The organism is Yoonia sp. (genome assembly GCF_036770585.1).
Lineage (GTDB): Bacteria > Pseudomonadota > Alphaproteobacteria > Rhodobacterales > Rhodobacteraceae > Yoonia.
Map to the genome: position 1 here is coordinate 22,065 of NZ_DAIPIW010000015.1, position 18,108 is coordinate 40,172.

14 protein-coding genes are annotated in these 18,108 nt (G+C 63.2%); 11 read left to right on the forward strand and 3 right to left on the reverse strand.

The annotated features are described in order from the left end of the window. Window positions 1-113: 113 nt before the first annotated feature. The 4 genes from V7N12_RS04645 to V7N12_RS04660 all read left to right on the forward strand — a co-directional run bounded on the left by V7N12_RS04645 (window position 114) and on the right by V7N12_RS04660 (window position 5,281). Window positions 114-1,274, forward strand: a complete 1,161-nt coding sequence (locus V7N12_RS04645) for an acyl-CoA dehydrogenase family protein (RefSeq protein WP_333713021.1) — start codon at window positions 114-116, stop codon at window positions 1,272-1,274. Beyond that, a complete protein-coding gene (locus tag V7N12_RS04650) occupies window positions 1,274-3,304 on the forward strand; it encodes an acetate--CoA ligase family protein (protein ID WP_333713023.1) in 2,031 nt (676 codons plus the stop codon). The genes V7N12_RS04645 and V7N12_RS04650 overlap by 1 nt, the downstream gene beginning before the upstream one ends. Then, window positions 3,297-4,082 (forward strand): carnitinyl-CoA dehydratase, encoded by a 786-nt coding sequence (locus tag V7N12_RS04655; protein WP_333713025.1) that lies wholly within the window; start codon window positions 3,297-3,299, stop codon window positions 4,080-4,082. The genes V7N12_RS04650 and V7N12_RS04655 overlap by 8 nt, the downstream gene beginning before the upstream one ends. 167 nt (window positions 4,083-4,249) lie before the next feature. Next, window positions 4,250-5,281, forward strand: coding sequence for an extracellular solute-binding protein (locus V7N12_RS04660; RefSeq protein ID WP_333713026.1), 1,032 nt, complete (start codon window positions 4,250-4,252; stop codon window positions 5,279-5,281). 54 nt (window positions 5,282-5,335) lie between these two features. Here V7N12_RS04660 and V7N12_RS04665 read toward each other — a convergent pair whose 3' ends face one another. Then, a complete protein-coding gene (locus V7N12_RS04665) occupies window positions 5,336-6,952 on the reverse strand; it encodes an ABC transporter permease (protein WP_333713027.1) in 1,617 nt (538 codons plus the stop codon). 206 nt (window positions 6,953-7,158) lie between these two features. On the opposite strand from V7N12_RS04665, the gene V7N12_RS04670 reads away from it, so the two are divergent. The 4 genes from V7N12_RS04670 to V7N12_RS04685 all read left to right on the forward strand — a co-directional run bounded on the left by V7N12_RS04670 (window position 7,159) and on the right by V7N12_RS04685 (window position 12,470). After that, window positions 7,159-7,878, forward strand: coding sequence for a DsbA family protein (locus V7N12_RS04670; RefSeq protein ID WP_333713028.1), 720 nt, complete (start codon window positions 7,159-7,161; stop codon window positions 7,876-7,878). A 46-nt stretch (window positions 7,879-7,924) separates the two neighbouring features. Further along, the gene (locus V7N12_RS04675) at window positions 7,925-10,405 is read left to right on the forward strand and encodes a heavy metal translocating P-type ATPase (RefSeq protein WP_333713030.1); all 2,481 of its coding nucleotides are present in this window, start codon (window positions 7,925-7,927) and stop codon (window positions 10,403-10,405) included. Continuing rightward, window positions 10,402-10,785: a Cu(I)-responsive transcriptional regulator gene (gene cueR / locus V7N12_RS04680; RefSeq protein WP_333713031.1), complete on the forward strand. Its 384-nt coding sequence runs from the start codon at window positions 10,402-10,404 to the stop codon at window positions 10,783-10,785. Before V7N12_RS04675 ends, cueR begins: the two co-directional genes overlap by 4 nt. Before the next feature lie 71 nt (window positions 10,786-10,856). After that, complete coding sequence (locus V7N12_RS04685) at window positions 10,857-12,470, forward strand: alpha-glucosidase (protein WP_333713033.1); 1,614 nt, start codon at window positions 10,857-10,859, stop codon at window positions 12,468-12,470. Here the strand turns inward: V7N12_RS04685 and rpe are convergent. Continuing rightward, window positions 12,467-13,150: a ribulose-phosphate 3-epimerase gene (gene rpe, locus V7N12_RS04690; RefSeq protein ID WP_333713039.1), complete on the reverse strand. Its 684-nt coding sequence runs from the start codon at window positions 13,148-13,150 to the stop codon at window positions 12,467-12,469. The genes V7N12_RS04685 and rpe overlap by 4 nt on opposite strands. Before the next feature lie 191 nt (window positions 13,151-13,341). On the opposite strand from rpe, the gene V7N12_RS04695 reads away from it, so the two are divergent. From V7N12_RS04695 to V7N12_RS04705, 3 genes are all read left to right on the forward strand, one after another. Beyond that, window positions 13,342-14,130 carry a helix-turn-helix transcriptional regulator gene (locus V7N12_RS04695; RefSeq protein WP_333713035.1) on the forward strand — a complete coding sequence of 263 codons (789 nt, stop codon included), beginning with the start codon at window positions 13,342-13,344 and terminating at the stop codon, window positions 14,128-14,130. Between the two features lie 114 nt (window positions 14,131-14,244). Further along, window positions 14,245-15,258: a deoxyribose-phosphate aldolase gene (deoC, locus tag V7N12_RS04700; protein ID WP_443089933.1), complete on the forward strand. Its 1,014-nt coding sequence runs from the start codon at window positions 14,245-14,247 to the stop codon at window positions 15,256-15,258. Between the two features lie 46 nt (window positions 15,259-15,304). Then, complete coding sequence (locus V7N12_RS04705) at window positions 15,305-17,623, forward strand: aldehyde dehydrogenase family protein (RefSeq protein WP_333713036.1); 2,319 nt, start codon at window positions 15,305-15,307, stop codon at window positions 17,621-17,623. 3 nt (window positions 17,624-17,626) lie between these two features. Here the strand turns inward: V7N12_RS04705 and V7N12_RS04710 are convergent. Beyond that, window positions 17,627-18,108 (reverse strand): DUF1523 family protein (locus tag V7N12_RS04710; RefSeq protein ID WP_333713037.1); only part of this gene is annotated, 482 nt, incomplete at its 5' end.

Below are 18,108 nucleotides of genomic sequence, written 5' to 3' on the forward strand. Positions count from 1 at the left end.
CATACCACCGCCCGGCAGGTTTGTCGCCCCAAGACAGACCGCAGACGGAATTTGACGTGACTTCACCAATGCGGCTTCCTACGCTTGCCGAAAGACAAGGCAGGGAGGCCGTGATGCATTTCGGTTTGACCGACGAACAGCAGATGATCGTCGATACCGTGCGCACATTCGTCGAGAACGAGATCTACCCGCACGAAGACCTGGTCGAAAGGACCGGTGAGGTCCCCAAAGAGATCGCCGACACGATCAGACGCAAAACGGTCGAACTGGGTTTCTACGCTTGCAATTTCCCGCAAGAGGTCGGCGGCGCGGGGCTTTCGCACGTCGAATTCGCACTGGTGGAACGGGAGTTGGGGCGCGGGTCCATGGCGCTCAATCATTTCTTCGGGCGCCCGCAGAATATCCTGATGGCCTGTCAGGGCGACCAGAAGGAACGCTACCTTCTGCCCGCCGTGCGCGGGGAACGGATGGACGCACTGGCCATGACCGAACCCGACGCCGGATCGGATGTGCGCGGCATGAAATGCAATGCCGTCAGGCAAGGCGGCGATTGGGTGCTGAACGGGTCCAAACACTTTATCTCGGGCGCGGATCACGCGGACTTCTTCATCGTCTTCGTGGCGACCGGCGTCGATGACACCCCGCATGGCCCCAAGAAACGGATCACCACCTTCCTTGTGGATCGCGGCACACCGGGGTTCGAGGTGCGCGAGGGCTACAAATCCGTCAGTCACCGTGGCTACAAGAACTGCATCCTGAACTTCGACGACTGCCGCTTGCCTGATGCCCAAGTGCTGGGCGAGGTCGACGGCGGTTTCGCGGTGATGAACGAATGGCTTTATGCCACGCGGATCACCGTTGCCACCATGTCGGTGGGCCGCGCAAGGCGCTGTTTCGACTACGCGCTGTCCTATGCCGCCGAGCGCAAGCAATTCGGCCAGCCCATCGGCAAGTTTCAGGGCGTCAGCTTTCAGATCGCCGACATGATCACCGAGATCGACGCCGCCGACCTTCTGACCCTCAATGCCGCTTGGCGTCTCGATCAGGGCCTGCCCGCCAACCGCGAGATCGCCTCGGCCAAGGTCTATGCCACCGAGATGCTGGCCCGCGTGACCGATGCCACGCTGCAAATCTATGGCGGCATGGGATTGATGAGCGACTTTCCCATCGAACGCTTCTGGCGCGACGCAAGGGTGGAGCGGATCTGGGACGGCACCTCGGAAATCCAGCGGCATATCATCAGTCGCGACCTCTTGCGGCCGTTGGGCGCCTGATGGAACGTCTGGCGCGGCTGTTCCGGGCAAAGTCCGTCGTCGTCATCGGCGGCGGCGAATGGGGCGAGGCCGTGGTGACACAATGCCTGAAGATCGGCTTTGCCGGCGACCTCTGGGTTGTGCATCCAACCAAAGAGACGATCGCAGGCCTGACCCCCTTTCGGTCGCTTGCCGACCTGCCGCACGCCCCGGATGCCGCCTATGTCGCCGTCAACCGCTTTGCGACGGTCGAAGTGATCCGCGCCCTTTCCGCCATGGGCGCGGGTGGTGCGGTCTGCTTCGCGTCCGGCTTCAAGGAATCCGCCGCCGAAGACGCCGATGGCACCGACCTTCAGTCCGCCCTGCTGGATGCTGCAGGAAAAATGCCGATCATCGGCCCCAACTGCTATGGTTTCCTCAACTACCGCGACGGTGTCACCCTCTGGCCGGACCAGCATGGCGGCAAGCGGGTCGAGTCAGGTGTCGCCCTGATCACCCAATCATCGAACGTCGCGATCAATCTGACGATGCAGAAACGCGGGCTGCCGATCGCCTATGTGGTGACGGTCGGCAATCAGGCACAGACGGGCCTGTCCGAGGTGGGCAGGGCGCTGCTGTCGGACCCGCAGGTCACGGCGCTGGGCCTCTATATCGAAGGGATCGACGATATCGCCCGCTTCACCGAACTGGCGCATTATGCAGGCCGTATCGGCAAACCCATCGTCGCGCTGAAAATCGGGCGGTCCGAACAGGCGCAAAGGGCCGCCGTGTCGCACACCGCCTCGCTTGCGGGCAGCGACGCGGGCGCGGATGCCTTGCTCGCCCGTTTGGGCGTGGGGCGGGTCCGGTCGCTGTCGACGCTGCTGGAAACCCTGAAACTGCTGCATGTCATCGGCCCCCTGCCTTCCACTGCCATCGCGTCGATGTCCTGCTCGGGCGGCGAGGCAAGCCTGATGGCGGATACCGCCCATGGCACGGCCATCACCTTTCCGCCGCTCAGCGACCAACAACGGCAGGACCTGCGCGCCACCCTTGGACCGCTGGTCGCCCTGTCGAACCCGCTGGATTACCACACCTTCATCTGGGGCAAGGAAGACGCCTTGGCCGCGACTTTCAACGCGATGATGACGCCCGCCGTGGCGTTGGGTCTTGTGGTCCTCGACTTTCCCCGCCCCGACCGCTGCACCCATCCCGACTGGGACCTTGTCTGCAACGCCGTCGCCCGCGCACAAGCGGACAGCGGCCAGCCCGTCGCGATCCTTGGATCACTGGTCGAGAATATCCCCGAACCCGTCGCCGAACGCCTGATCGCGCAAGGCATCCTGCCCTTGTGCGGCTTGGACGAGGCGCTGCAAGCCATCCAGATCGCGGCCAGCCTTGGACCAGCCGACCCCGACTGGTCGCCTGCACCGCCCCCAGCCATCCGCGCAGGCCACACCCTAACAGAGGCCGCGGCCAAGGCCGCCCTCGCCCCGCATGGCATCCGCACACCCGCCGCGATCCGCGCCTCTCGCAGCGATCTTGCCAAGGCGACGGGTCAGATCAAATACCCCGTGGTTCTGAAAGGCGAAGGCATCGCCCACAAGACCGAAGCCGGGGCCGTCGCGGTCAACCTGATGACGTCAGAGGCCGTGATGCAAGCCGCCGCCGCCATGCCTACCGACAGCTTCCTGATCGAAGAGATGATCACCGGCACGGTCGCGGACCTATTGGTCGGGGTGGTGCTTGACCCTGCACACGGCTATGTCCTGACGCTCGCCGCGGGGGGGACATCGACCGAGATCATGGCGGATCGTGTGAACCTGATCCTGCCGGTGGGTGGCGACGACATCCGGCAGGCGCTGGGCCAGTTGCGCATCGCCCCGCTGTTGCGCGGCTATCGCGGCGCGCGGCCTGCGAACCTGCACGCCATCATCGACACCGTTCTCGGCCTGCAGGACTACGTCCTGACCCACTGCCCCTTTGAGGTCGAAATCAACCCGCTGATGTGCGGCCCCGACCATGCCACCGCCGCCGACGCCCTTATCACCACAGGAGAGACCCATGACTGACAGCCCGATCAAGACCACGCGGCGCGGCCATATCCTCGAAGTGACGCTGGACCGGCCCAAGGCGAACGCCATCGACCTTGCCACCAGCCGGATCATGGGGGATGTGTTTACAGACTTCCGCGATGACCCCGACCTGCGCGTCGCCCTTGTCACCGCGGCGGGCGGGAAATTCTTCTGCCCCGGCTGGGACCTCAAGGCGGCTGCGGAAGGTGACGCCGTCGACGGCGACTATGGCAAGGGTGGTTTCGGCGGCCTGCAAGAGTTGCGCGGCCTGAACAAGCCGGTGATCATGGCGATCAACGGCATTTGTTGCGGCGGCGGGCTGGAACTGGCGCTGTCCGGTGACATCCTGCTCGCCGCCGACCACGCCACATTCGCCCTGCCCGAAATCCGGTCGGGCACCGTGGCTGACGCCGCATCGGTCAAACTGCCCAAGCGTATTCCCTATCACATCGCGATGGAGATGTTGCTGACAGGCCGCTGGATCGACGCGGACGAGGCCGCGCGTTGGGGCCTGATCAACCGCGTCGTCCCTGCGGATCACCTGATGGACGAGGCGCGCAAGATGGCCGCGCTGATCGCCTCGGGGCCGCCGCTGGTCTATGCCGCGCTGAAGGAAATCGTGCGCGAGGCCGAGGACATGAATTTTCAGGACGCGATGAACCGGATCACCAAAAGCCAGTTCGAGACGGTCGAACGGCTCTACCGGTCCGAGGATCAAAAAGAAGGTGCGCGCGCCTTCGCAGAGAAGCGCGATCCGGTCTGGAAGGGGCGCTAGACAGTTCGCCGCAGGCAAAACCAGCGGGTTTCTTCGCAAAATTCAGGATTAGTGTCGTAAAATCATGACCTTAAGTTAAACCAACAAAAATAATCAGGAATACTTGCTAATTCCGATACTTTTTGTCAGGTTCCATGCACCAACAACTGGAACCCAATGGATTGACCATGCCTAAGTCACTCAAAGCCACTCTGGCCGCATCCGCTGCCGCGACGACCCTGCTGACCGGGATCGCCGCCTATGCAGAGGGCGAATTGAACCTCTATTCCTCGCGCCACTACGATACGGACGAGCGTCTCTATTCCGACTTCACCGATATGACCGGCATCACGATCAACCGTATCGAAGGGAACGCGGACGAGCTGATTGCGCGGATGCAAGCCGAAGGCGCGAACTCGCCTGTCGATGTGTTCCTGACCGTCGATACGGTCCGCCTTGCACGCGCCAAGGACCTTGGCCTTTTGCAACCGATCGACAGTGACGTGCTGGAAAGCCGCATCCCGGGCTATCTGCAAGACCACGACAACCAGTGGTTCGGCTTCTCGCAGCGGTCGCGGATCCTGTTCTACGACAAGACCGAAGTCAGCAACCCACCGCAGACCTATCAGGACCTGGCCAATCCGGAATATGCGGGCATGGTCTGCATCCGGTCATCAACCAACGTCTATACACAGAACATCGTCGCAGCGCTTGTGGCCCACTTGGGTGAAGAGGCGACACAGGACTGGGCAACGGCTGTCGTCGGCAACTTCGCCCGCTCTCCGCAGGGGGGTGACACGGACCAGTTGCGCGGGATCGTTTCGGGTGAATGCGACATCGCGATGTCCAACACCTATTACTTCGCACGGGCCCTGCGCATCGGCGACGACCAGATGTCGCCAGAGCAGCTTGCCAATATCGGCTGGGTCTTCCCCAACCAGAACGACATCGGCGCGCATATGAACATCTCGGGCGGCGGGGTCGCCGTGAATGCGCCGAACCGCGAGAACGCGATCAAGTTCCTTGAATATCTCGCGTCCGAGCAGGCACAGGAATACTTCTCGGCCGGCAACGATGAATACCCTGCCGTGCCCGGCGTCGGCCTGTCGCCATCGGTGGCTGCACTGGGCATCTTCCGTCCCGACACCATCAACCTGTCGGACATCGCCGCCAACGTCGAAGCCGCCGTGCGCATCCTGAACGAGGCGGGTTGGGAATAATCACCGGCCCAATCGCAACCAAGGGGGGGCATCGCGCAGGCGGTGCCCCATTTCCTATGCCTGACCGCGACCGATCCGGCGGCAGAGCAGGATCACGGGGATCAACCCGATCCCGACAAGGACCAGACTGGGCACCGCCGCACCGTCCAGACGCTCGTCCGAGGCAAGCCGGTAGGCCTGCACGGCAAGAGTATCATAGTTGAAGGGGCGCATGATCAGGGTCGCGGGCAGCTCTTTCATCACATCGACAAAGACGACCAGCCCTGCGGTCAGCAGGCTGGTGCGCAGCAATGGCAGATGGATGCGTCGCACCATCCCCGGCATGTCCTGTCCCAAGGTGCGGGCGGCCGCGTCCATGTTGGTGCCGATGCTGGCGATGCCACCCTCATAGGCGCCAAGCGCTGCGGCAAGAAAGCGGATCAGATAGGCGCAGATCAAGAGCCAGATCGACCCTGTGAACAGCAAACCGGTAGAGATATCGAAATTCGCGCGCATCCATGCGTCAAGCCCGTTGTCGAATGTGGCAAAGGGCACCAGCAGGCCAACGGCGATCACGCCCCCCGGCACCGCATAGCCGAGCCGCGCAAGATAGAGCGCACTGCCGCTCAACCTTGTATTGTGCACCCGGTGCAGCGTTCCCAGCACCAGTGCAGCCGAAACCGTGACGACAGCGGCGACAGTCGCCAGCGTCAGCGAGTTGCGGATAAATCCAAGATAGCGCGGGCTTAGCAGGTCCTGACCCGATCCGACCGCCATCGAACTCAGCGCAAGGACCGGAAACACCACCCCGAAGAGGACGGGAAAGAGGCAGAACAGCAAGGCACGCGCTTCCTGGCTGCGCGAAAGGACGATCCGCGTTGCAGGCTGGCTGCGGCGGCCATTGGCATAAGAGGCATTGCCGCGGCTGTATCGCTCGAGCATGGCCAGCAGAAGGGCGAATGCCAGCAAACCCAGCGCAAGCTGGGCCGCCGCCGCGCGGTCGGCCATCGCGATCCAGCTGGTATAGATGCCGACCGCAAAGGTCTGCACCCCGAAGTAGGCGACGGTGCCGAAATCGGCGATCGTCTCCATCGCGACAAGGATGACCCCTGCGGCGATCGCCGGTCGCGCCATCGGAAGCGAAACCTGGAAGAATGCCTGAACCGGCGTCTTGCCAAGGACTCGTGCTGCCAGAAACGTGCTTGCCCCCTGTGCCGCGAATGCGGCCCGCGCCAGCAAGTAGACATAAGGATACAGCACAAGGGTCAGCACGAATGCCGCACCGCCCAAGGACCGGATTTCCGGGAACCAGTAGTCGCGCGGTCCCCAGCCGGTCAGATCGCGCAAGGTGGCTTGCACGATGCCGGGATGATCGAGGATGTGGGTATAGCCATAGGCCAGCACATAGGCCGGAAACGCCAGGGGCAACGCCAGTGCGATCTCGATCAAGCGCCGCCCGCGAAATTCTGTCATCGTGACCAGCCAAGCGGTGCTCGCGCCGATCACGGCGGTCCCTGTCATGACGATCACGACAAGAACAAGCGTGGTGAGGGTGTAACGGGCCAGCACCGTCTCGGCCAGATGTGCGACCGTATCGAAAGACCCTGTGGCCGCAGCCGCCAGCACGCCCAGATAGGGGATCACGCAGATCGCCGTGATGACCACGGCGGCCAGGGTAAACCCGCGCGTCATCCAAGACCCGGTCCCTTGTGATATGCGGGGGCGAACTGTCATGCCCACGACCTACCGCCCCGAACGCGCCCCGACAAGCGAAGTTCGCCACAGATGCGGCAAGACCACGCAGACCGACGCGCCGCTGTGACAGAGTTGTGTCTGGTGCGCGCGGCCTGCACGTGTTTCTATGCGCCCGACCCGAAAAGCGACAAGGCAAAGACACCATGAAACGGATGATACTGACGGCGATGATGGTGCTGGCCCCTCTCGCAGCGGCAGCGCAGGACCTTAGCGAAGAGCGCATCAAGGAACTGGCCCTGCAGGCGATCCTCGAAAACCCGCAGATCGTCATGGAGGCTGTGGCGATCCTTGAAGAGCAGCGGCTGGCAGCCGAGGCCGTAGTCGCCGAACAGGTCCTGAACCAGCAGCGCGAGCTGCTCGAGAATGATCCCAACGCGCCATACATAGGCGCCGCAGAGCCCGCCGCTGTCGTGGTCGAGTTCTTCGACTACAACTGCCCCTACTGCAAACGCGCGGCAGGCAACGTGAAGGCGCTGCTTGAAGGGAACGCGGATGTGCGCGTGGTCTACCGCGAATGGCCAATCCTTGGCGAAGGCTCGGTCTTCGCAGCACGCGCCGCCCTCGCCGCCCGCGAACAGGGGCTTTACGACGAAATGCACTGGGCGCTGATGGGCCTTCAGGGCCGCGCGGAAGAGGCTTCGGTGCTTGGGCTGGCGCGCTCGGTCGGCCTCGACATCGACCGGTTGCTGATCGACATGGACAGCGAGGCGGTCAACGACCACATCAACACCTCGCGCGGGCTGGCGCAGGCCCTTGGCTTTACCGGCACGCCTGCCTTCGTGATCGGCGATGCACTGGTGCCCGGTGCCGTGCCCCTTGCCCAACTGGAAAACCTTGTCGCCGAGGTGCGCGCCACCCCGTAAGAAAATCTGTCAAGGGCATTGACCTTCCAGTCAGTGGAACCCCCATATGAGGGGAAACACCGGGCTGGAGGCCGCGACCATGACCGAAACACTCAAGCTGCAACTGACCGGCCTGAACTGCGGGGCCTGCGTCGGACGTGCCGAACAGGCGCTGACATCCGTCGCGGGCGTCCGCGAGGCGGCGGTCAATCTGGCCAATGCGAACGCCACGGTGCACTATGATGCGCCCGCCGACACCGGCAAGCTGACCGCAGCACTGGCCAAAGCCGGATACCCGGCGACGCTGGACCAGATCACGCTGGATATCGAGAACATGAGTTGCGCAAGCTGCGTGGGCCGCGTCGAACGGGCACTGGCCGCAGCCGAGGGTGTCGCAGAGGTATCTGTCAATCTTGCCTCCGAAACCGCCACCGTGAAATTCGTGGCCGGCGCCACGACACCGCAAATTCTGGCGGGCATCTCGACGCAAGCCGGATACGCCGCCAAACCGCGCAGCGAGGCGCAAGACCGCCCCGCAACAAAGGCCGCCGAGGCAGAGGCGGTCTGGCAGCAGTTTCTGATCGCGGCGGTTCTGACGCTTCCGGTCTTTGTCGTGGAAATGGGCGGGCATTTCATTCCCGGTGTGCATCACCTGATCGCCAATACCATCGGGATGCAGACCAGTTGGGTTCTTCAATTTGTTCTTGTCACGGCGGTGCTGGCATGGCCCGGGCGCGTCTTTTTCGCGCGCGGCGTGCCCTCTTTGCTGAAAGGTGCCCCGGACATGAATGCGCTGGTCGCCATCGGCACCTTTGCCGCATGGGGGTTTTCGACCGTCGCGACCTTCCTGCCGCAGCTTCTGCCCGCTGGCACCCGCGCCGTCTATTTCGAGGCCGCTGCCGTGATCGTCACCCTGATCCTTCTGGGCCGCTGGCTGGAGGCCCGCGCCAAGGGCCGCACCGGCGAGGCGATCCGCAAACTGGTGGGCTTGCAGCCCAAGTCCGCTCTTATCGCGGTCGATGGCGACACGCAGGAGATGCCGATCGCCGAGATCGCCGTCGGCCAGATCATCCGCGTCCGCCCGGGCGAGCGCGTGGCGCTGGACGGTCTGGTGACCCAAGGCAACAGCTTTGTCGACGAAAGCATGATCACCGGCGAGCCGGTCCCCGTCGAAAAGACAGTCGGCTCTCAGGTCACAGGCGGGACAGTCAACGGCGCGAGCAGTCTTGACGTTCGGGTGACCAGAACAGGGTCAGAGACGATGCTGGCCCAGATCATCCGCATGGTCGAAGATGCGCAGGGCGCCAAACTGCCGATTCAGGATCTGGTGAACCGGATCACGATGTATTTCGTTCCGGCCGTGCTGGCCGTTGCGGTGGTGACGGTTCTGGTCTGGCTTGTCTTCGGGCCCGATCCGGCGCTGGGTCTTGCGCTGGTCGCAGGTGTCGCCGTGCTGATCGTGGCGTGTCCTTGCGCGATGGGGCTGGCCACGCCGACCTCGATCATGGTCGGCACAGGACGTGCGGCCGAAATGGGTGTGCTCTTTCGCAAAGGGGATGCCTTGCAGGCCCTGCGCGATGCAAACGTCGTCGCTTTCGACAAGACCGGCACGCTGACCGAAGGGCGCCCTGCCCTGACGACACTCGACGTCACGGATTTCCCCGAAAATGACGTGCTGCGCCTTGTCGCCAGCGTCGAGGATCACTCGGAACATCCCATAGCGCGCGCCATCGTGCAGGCCGCGAAGGACCGGGGTCTCAGCCTGACCACGCCAAAGGATTTCAAGACGCTGACCGGCTACGGCATCAGCGCCTCGGTGGACGGCCATGGCGTTCTTGTCGGTGCGGATCGGTTGATGGCGCGGGAAGGCATCGCGCTGGATGCCCTGACCGAAGCCGCAAACCGGATCGCCGCAGAAGGCCAGACCCCTCTCTATGCCGCGATCGACGGCAAGCTGGCGGCGCTGATCGGTGTCTCGGACCCCGTCAAGCCTGCGACCCCTGCGGCCATCAAAGCGCTTCATGCGCAGGGCAAGACGGTCGCCATGATCACCGGCGACAACGCCGCGACGGCGCAGGTGATTGCCGCGCGGCTTGGCATCGACCATGTCGTGGCCGAGGTGCTGCCCGAAGGCAAGGTCCGCGCGATCAGGGACCTGCAACAAAAGCACGGCAAGCTGGCCTTCGTCGGCGACGGGATCAATGATGCGCCCGCACTGGCCGCCGCCGATATCGGCATCGCCATCGGCACCGGCACGGATGTCGCCATCGAAAGCGCGGACGTGGTGCTGATGTCCGGTGACATCGGCGGCGTTGTGAATGCCTTCGAGGTCAGCCGCCGCACCATGCGCAATATCCGCGAAAACCTCTTCTGGGCCTTTGCCTACAACACGGCCCTGATCCCGGTCGCGGCAGGGGTGCTTTACGTCTTCGGCGGCCCGCTTCTGTCGCCGATGCTGGCGGCGGGGGCCATGGCACTGTCGAGTGTCTTTGTCCTGTCCAACGCCCTGCGGCTGCGCTGGGTGCCAAAGCAGGAGATCGCGCCATGAATATCGGTGAAGCGGCGGAACGGTCAGGACTGCCGCCCAAGACGATCCGCTACTACGAGGACATCGGCCTTGTCACCCCGGCCCGTGACGCCAACAGCTATCGCGCCTTTCGCGAAAGCGACATCCACAAGCTGACGTTTCTGGGCCGCGCCCGTGCGCTGGGATTCTCGATCGAGGATTGTCGCAACCTGCTGGCGCTCTGGGAAGACAAGGACCGCGCCAGCGCCGATGTGCGCGCGATTGCCAAGGACCACCTGCGCGAGATCGAGGCCAAGATCGCCGATCTGCAAGCGATGCAGGCGACACTTTCCGATCTGGTCCGCACCTGTGCGGGGGATGACAGACCGGACTGCCCGATCCTGAAAGAACTCGGCGCCTGAGGTTTTCGTGCCATGATGCCTTGAAGGCACCCGCAGGTCTGCTAGCGTCCTGCGAAAGCAGGAGAATGCCTATGCGCGAATGGTGGCGGGATGCGGTGATCTATCAGGTCTATCCGCGCTCATTTCAGGATGATGACGGCGACGGTGTCGGCGATCTGAAGGGGATCACGCGCAGGCTGCCCCATATCGCCAGCCTCGGCGTCGATTGCATCTGGCTGTCGCCGATCTTCACCTCGCCGCAAAAGGACATGGGCTACGATGTGTCGGACTATATGGACATCGACCCGCTCTTCGGGACGCTGGCCGATTTCGACGCGCTGATCGCCCGCGCGCATGACCTGGGGCTGAAGGTGATCACCGATCAGGTGCTGTCGCATACCTCGGACCAGCACCCGTGGTTCAAGGAAAGCCGCCAGAGCCGCGACACCCCCAAGGCCGACTGGTATGTCTGGGCCGACCCCTTGCCCGACGGGTCACCGCCCACCAACTGGCACAGCCATTTCGGCGGCCCCGCGTGGGAGTTCGATCCGGGACGCGGGCAGTATTACCTGCACAACTTCCTCGCCGCACAGCCGGACCTCAACTACCACAACCCCGATGTGGTCGATGCGATCCTCGAGACCTGCAAATTCTGGCTGGATCGGGGGTTGGACGGGTTCCGTCTTGATACCGTCAACTACTTTTTCCACGACCAAGAGCTGCGCTCGAACCCGCCGGCGGATGCCAAGCCCTATGTGATGGCGACCGATCTTTACGGGATGCAAAGCAATATCTACAACAAGACCCGCCCCGAGAACCTTGGGTTTCTGGAACGTCTGCGAAAGCTGACAGACCAATACGACGACATCATGATGGTCGGCGAAGTGGGCGAGATGGGCCGCCGGTCGATCGAGATCATGGGCGAATATACTGCCGGCACATCGCGCCTGCATATGGCCTACAGTTTCGCGATGCTGGGGCCGGATTTCAGCGTGGACCACTTTCGCGGCTGCATCGAAGGCTTCCAGCAGGGCGCGCCGGACGGGCACCCCAAGTGGTCATTCTCGAACCACGACGTGCCGCGCCATGTGTCGCGCTGGGCGGAACACGCGGTCAGCGAAGACGACATGGCCCGTTTCGCCTGTGCGATGCTGATGAGTTTCGAAGGCACCATCGGCATCTATCAGGGCGAGGAACTGGGCCAGACCGAGACCGACCTGACCTATGACGAGATCACCGATCCCCCCGCCCTGCGCTACTGGCCTGCGGTCAAGGGCCGTGACGGGTGCCGGACGCCGATGGTCTGGGAACATGACGCGCCCAATGCCGGTTTCTCGACCGGCAAGCCGTGGTTGCCGGTGAAGGCGCCGCAGGCTGCGCGGTCGGTGGATGTGCAGGAAATTGCCAATGACAGCATCCTGCATTTCTACCGACAGATGATCGCATTCCGCAAAGCCCAGCCCGCCTTGCGCGACGGCAAGACCACCTTCATCGACCTGCCCGAACCCATCCTTGCGTTCTCGCGCAAGTCGGGCGCGCAGTCGCTGACCTGTGTCTTCAACCTGTCGAAAGAACCGCAGCAGGTGACACTTTCCGGTAAAGCCAAGATTGTCGGACCGCACCACGCGGGCATTGAGGACACGGTCCTGACCCTCCCCGGGAACGGCTATGTCTTCCTTGAAGGCGAAGGCGTGAAACTCGGCTAGGCTGTCGTCGCTGCCCTGATTGCGCGGATATTCTCGCCATAGGGCGCAGGGTCGCTGACCGAGCCGCCACGGAAGACCGCAGAACCAGCGACCAGCACGTCCGCACCGGCCTGCGCGACCAGAGGGGCAGTCGTTGGATCGACCCCGCCGTCGATCTCGATATGGATGGGGCGGTCGCCGATCATCGCGCGCAATTGGCGCACCTTCTCGACTTGGCCATGAATGAACTTCTGCCCGCCGAAGCCGGGGTTCACGGTCATCACGCAGACCAGATCGACCATATCCAGAAGGTATGCGACCGCCGTGGCAGGCGTGCCGGGGTTCAGCGCGACACCCGCCTTGGCCCCCGCCCCCCGAATGGCCTGCAAGGTCCGGTGGATGTGCGGGCCTGCCTCGACATGGGCGGTGATGATATCGGCCCCTGCCTTGGCGAAGCCTTCGATGTAGGGATCGACGGGGGCGATCATCAGATGCACGTCCATCACACCCTTGATATGCGGCCTGATCGCGGCACAGGTCGCAGGGCCAAAGGTGATGTTCGGCACGAAATGCCCGTCCATCACGTCCACATGCACCCAGTCGGCACCTTGGGCCTCGATGGCTTCGCATTCGGCACCGAAATTGGCGAAATCGGCTGACAGGATCGACGGGGCAATCTTGATGCTGCGGTCAAAGGACATGGGGCTGGCTCGCATTTTGGGGTCGTCTGCCGCAGGCGATAGTCGGCAAACCCTGATTTGTCACCCCTCGATTGCTGGCGGTTTCGGTCCATTATTGTGTGATTTTGATGCTGCACCGCAGCAAGGCGCGTGCTAGATTGTGAAACATGGGTGCCACACTCCGACACAAAGACATCCTGCAAGATGGCAGAATGACCCGCCTGACCCGCGCGACGCTGACGCCCGCGCGGCCACGACACTTGCACGACCACGACTTTTGCGAGCTTTTCTGGGTCCAGAACGGACAGATCAGGCATCACCTGCCACAGGGCGCCGAGACATTGGACGAAGGTGACATCGCCTTTATCTCGGCGGGTCAATCCCATGCCCTACAGGGACGGGGCGCGCATGCGCTGGTCGTATCGATCGCGTTCCACCCTGACCTGATCGCAGGACTGGCCGCGCGGCACCCTGCCATGCAGGGCCAGCTTTTTTGGGCGCAGTCCGGATACATCCGCAAGCATCGCGGCATCCGCGCCCTTGCGGCACTGAACCATGCAGCCGGACACCTTGAGCGAAGCAGTTGCGACACACTGGCCGCAGAGGCCTTTCTCTTGCCGCTTTGCGCCGAGCTGATCGACCAGAAACTGCCGACAGACATGCCGGCCTGGCTGTCCGACGCCTGCCTTGCCGCCAAAGAGCCCGAGGTCTTCCGGAACGGGTCAGCCGGATTGGTCGCCCGCGCCGGCAAGGCCCATCCGCATGTCAGCCGGATGATGCGCAAATACCTTGGGCAAACGCCTTCGGATTATGTCAACGGCATCAGGATGGCACATGCCGCCCGCGCCCTGACGACCGACGACGAACCGGTGGCCGTGATCGCAGCGGGTTGCGGTATTCCGAACATGTCGCATTTCCACAAACTGTTCCGCGAAGCCCATGGCATGACGCCGCTGCAATACCGCCAGCAGTTCCAACGACAGCTTGTTCAACCGCGCTGACACCTCTTACGCGACGTCACGGCCAGAGTGGGTCGAATCGTGCAAATTAAAATTTGACCAAACGGTCAAACCTTGCGAAGGGGTACGCGAAATGTCATGCTGTGCTGGCATTCACTGGCGGAGGCCCACTTGGACACAAAGACGTCTTCACCACTCACGGAAATTGCACAGCTGCCGTCGTTGCACGCACCACGCAACGACGGTACCCCCCTTGATCTTGACTGGGTCATGGCGGTGCAGGCCAATACCTCGGCCATCGAACGCCGTGCGGCGACTTTGCCCGGGCGGCGCAGCGTCAAGAAAGACCATCAGGCCGCGTGGCTTTGTAAGGCGATCAGCCTGATCGACCTGACGACATTGGCCGGTGATGACAGCGAAGGCCGTGTGCGCAGGCTTTGCGCCAAGGCGCGCCAGCCTGTAGCACAACCGATCCTTGAAAAGCTGGGCATGGAAGGCCTGACCACCGGCGCGGTCTGCGTCTATCACGACATGGTCCCGACCGCTGTGGCGGCGCTCGAAGGCACCAACATTCCGGTCGCTGCTGTCTCGACAGGCTTTCCTGCGGGCCTGTCCCCTTTCCATCTGCGCATCGCAGAGATCGGCGAAAGCGTCGCGGCAGGGGCCAAGGAGATCGACATCGTCATCAGCCGCCGCCATGTGCTGACCGGAAACTGGCAGGCGCTTTATGACGAGATGAAGGACATGCGCGCCGCCTGCGGCGATGCCCACGTCAAGGCGATCCTTGCCACAGGCGAGCTTGGCACACTGCGCAACGTGGCGCGCGCCAGCCTCGTTTGCATGATGGCAGGGGCGGATTTCATCAAGACCTCGACCGGCAAGGAACCCGTCAACGCGACCCTGCCCGTCACACTGACGATGATCCGGGCGATCCGCGACTATCAGGACCGCACCGGTGTCAAGGTCGGCTACAAGCCTGCGGGCGGGATCAGCAAGGCCAAGGACGCGCTGGTCTATCTGGCGATGATCAAGGACGAGCTCGGCGACCGCTGGCTGCAACCCGATCTGTTCCGCTTCGGGGCCTCCAGCCTTCTGGGCGATATCGAGCGGCAGTTGGAACATCACGTCACAGGGGCTTATTCCGCTTCCTGGCGCCATGCGATCGGTTAGGCTGGGATTTGAGTATTTTTGGCAAGATGAAAAGAAAGCTGCTGCCATGACCGTCAAGGAAATCTTCGAGACGATGGATTACGGCCCTGCGCCGGAAAGCAGCACCGAAGCGCTGCAATGGATTGCCGACCATGGCGGCATCGCGGGGCATTTCATCGGTGGCAAATGGGGTCCCTTGCGGGATGACTTTGCGACGAACAATCCCGCCACCGGCAAGAAGCTCGCGGGCGTGACCAAGGGCACGGCCGAGGACATCGCACTGGCCGTCGCCGCCGCCCGCAAGGCGCAACCCGCATGGGCCAAGTCGGGACACAAACGCGCCCGCGTGCTTTATGCGATTGCACGGCTGATGCAGAAACACGCGCGCCTGCTGGCGGTGATGGAAAGCCTCGACAACGGCAAACCGATCCGCGAGGCCCGCGACATCGACGTGCCGCTGGCGATCCGCCATTTCTACCATCACGCAGGCTTCGCGCAGTTGATGAAAGCCGAACTGCCCGACCGCGAGGCTTTGGGCGTCTGCGGTCAGATCATCCCGTGGAACTTCCCCTTGCTGATGCTGGCATGGAAGATCGCGCCCGCGCTGGCGATGGGGAACACGGTCGTGCTGAAACCCGCCGAATACACGCCGATGACCGCGATGGTCTTTGCCGAGATCTGCCGCGAGGCGGGCGTGCCTGCCGGTGTCGTCAATATCGTGACGGGCGACGGCGAGACGGGGGCGGCGCTGGTCGAGGCCGATGTCGACAAGATCGCCTTCACCGGCTCGACCGAGGTCGGACGCAAGATCCGCGAGGCGACGGCAGGCAGTGGCAAGGCGCTGTCGCTCGAACTGGGGGGCAAGTCGCCCTACATCGTCTTCGACGACGCCGATCTGGACTCGGCGGTCGAGGGGCTGGTGGATGCGATCTGGTTCAATCAGGGGCAGGTCTGCTGTGCAGGCTCGCGCCTTCTGGTGCAGGAAGGCATCGCCGAGAGGTTCTACGCCAAGCTGAAGGCGCGGATGCAGAACCTGCGCATCGGGGATCCGCTGGACAAATGCATCGACGTGGGCGCGATCGTCGATCCGGTGCAATTGCACCAGATCAAAGCGATGGTCGATGCGAATACCGAGGGCGAAACCTTCCAGATCACAGCGCCCGAGGGCTGTTTCTATCCGCCGACCCTGATCACCGGCCTGCATGCGGCATCGACCCTGATGCAAGAGGAAATCTTTGGCCCCGTGCTGGTGGCGACCACCTTCCGCACGCCGGGCGAGGCGGTCGAGATCGCCAACAACACACGCTACGGCCTCGCCGCCTCGGTCTGGTCCGAGAATATCAACCTCGCCCTTGATGTAGCACCCAAACTCGCCTGCGGGATCGTCTGGGTGAATGGCACTAACATGATGGATGCCGCCGCCGGTTTCGGTGGCGTTCGCGAAAGCGGCTTCGGGCGCGAAGGCGGTTGGGAAGGGCTGGCAGGCTACACCAAGCCGAAGGGCACAGCCAAGACGCGCGCGCAGATCACCCCTTTCACGACCGAGGACGGCACCCCTGCCGATCCGCTGGACCGGACGGCAAAGCTCTATATCGGGGGCAAACAGGCGCGGCCTGACGGCGGCTATTCGCAACCCGTTTACAGCCCGCGCGGCAAACTGCTTGGCCATGCATCCGTCGCGAACCGCAAGGATATCCGCAACGCGGTCGAGGCGATGAATGGCGCGGCTGGCTGGGGCAAGACCACAGGACACCTGCGGGCACAGATCCTTTACTACATCGCCGAGAACCTGTCCGCCCGGGCCGAGGAATTCGCGACCCGCATCGACAACATGACCGGCAAACGCGGTGGCGCGGACGAGGTCGAAAGCGCGATCCGCAGCCTCTTTACCTATGCCGCATGGGCCGACAAATACGACGGGCAGGCACATGGCGTGCCGATCCGCGGCGTGGCGCTGGCGATGAAGGAACCGGTCGGCAAGATCGGCATCCTCTGCGACGATGCGCGACCTTTGGGCGGGCTGATCGACACGATGGCCCCGGCGATTGCCATGGGCAACCGCGTGACCTGCGTGGCAAGTGCGCCCTTTCCGCTGGCCGCGACCGATTTCTATCAGGTGCTGGAAACCTCTGATGTGCCGGCAGGCGTCGTGAACATCGTCACCGGCAGCCATGCGGAACTGGCACCGACACTGGCGGCACACCTCGACCTCGATGCGGTCTGGTCGTTTTCATCGACCGACCTTTCCGCCACGATCGAAAAGGCCAGTGCGGGCAACCTGAAACGGACATGGGTCAACTACGGGCGCGATCTGCAGCCCTCGGCGCAAGACTTTCTTGCCGCCGCGACCGAGGTCAAGAATATCTGGATCCCCTACGGCGAGTAGCCCCTAGTCCTTACGGAACCAGCGCGCGATCCGCCCACGCCCCTTGGCGACACCTGCCTGCATTTCATCGATCTGATGCTCGGCCTTGTCGAGCAGCGGATCGACCGAACGCTCCATGAACTGCCGCCACATGGCGCGCACAAAAAGTGCGGCGATGCCCAAGAATACGAAAAAGAAGATGTTGAACCACGGGATGATGTTCACGTCAGGTCCCGCAATGGGTCGGATCGCGACCGCATTGGGATAGATGCTGGCCCAGCGCACGCGCCAGCCGTAATGCGTGATCATCGCCCAGTCGTCTCCACGGGCAAGGTTCGCGGCCTCAGCCTGAAGATCGGCACTGTCGAACTTGAAATAGGGTGGCCAGCGCCAGCCCGTATCCTCGTTGCGGTAGACCATGACACTTTCACTGTCGCGCGGGATGAAGCCAAACAGCCATGTATTCTGCTTTTGCGTGTTGATCAGCCGCAGGTCCCGCGTGTCCT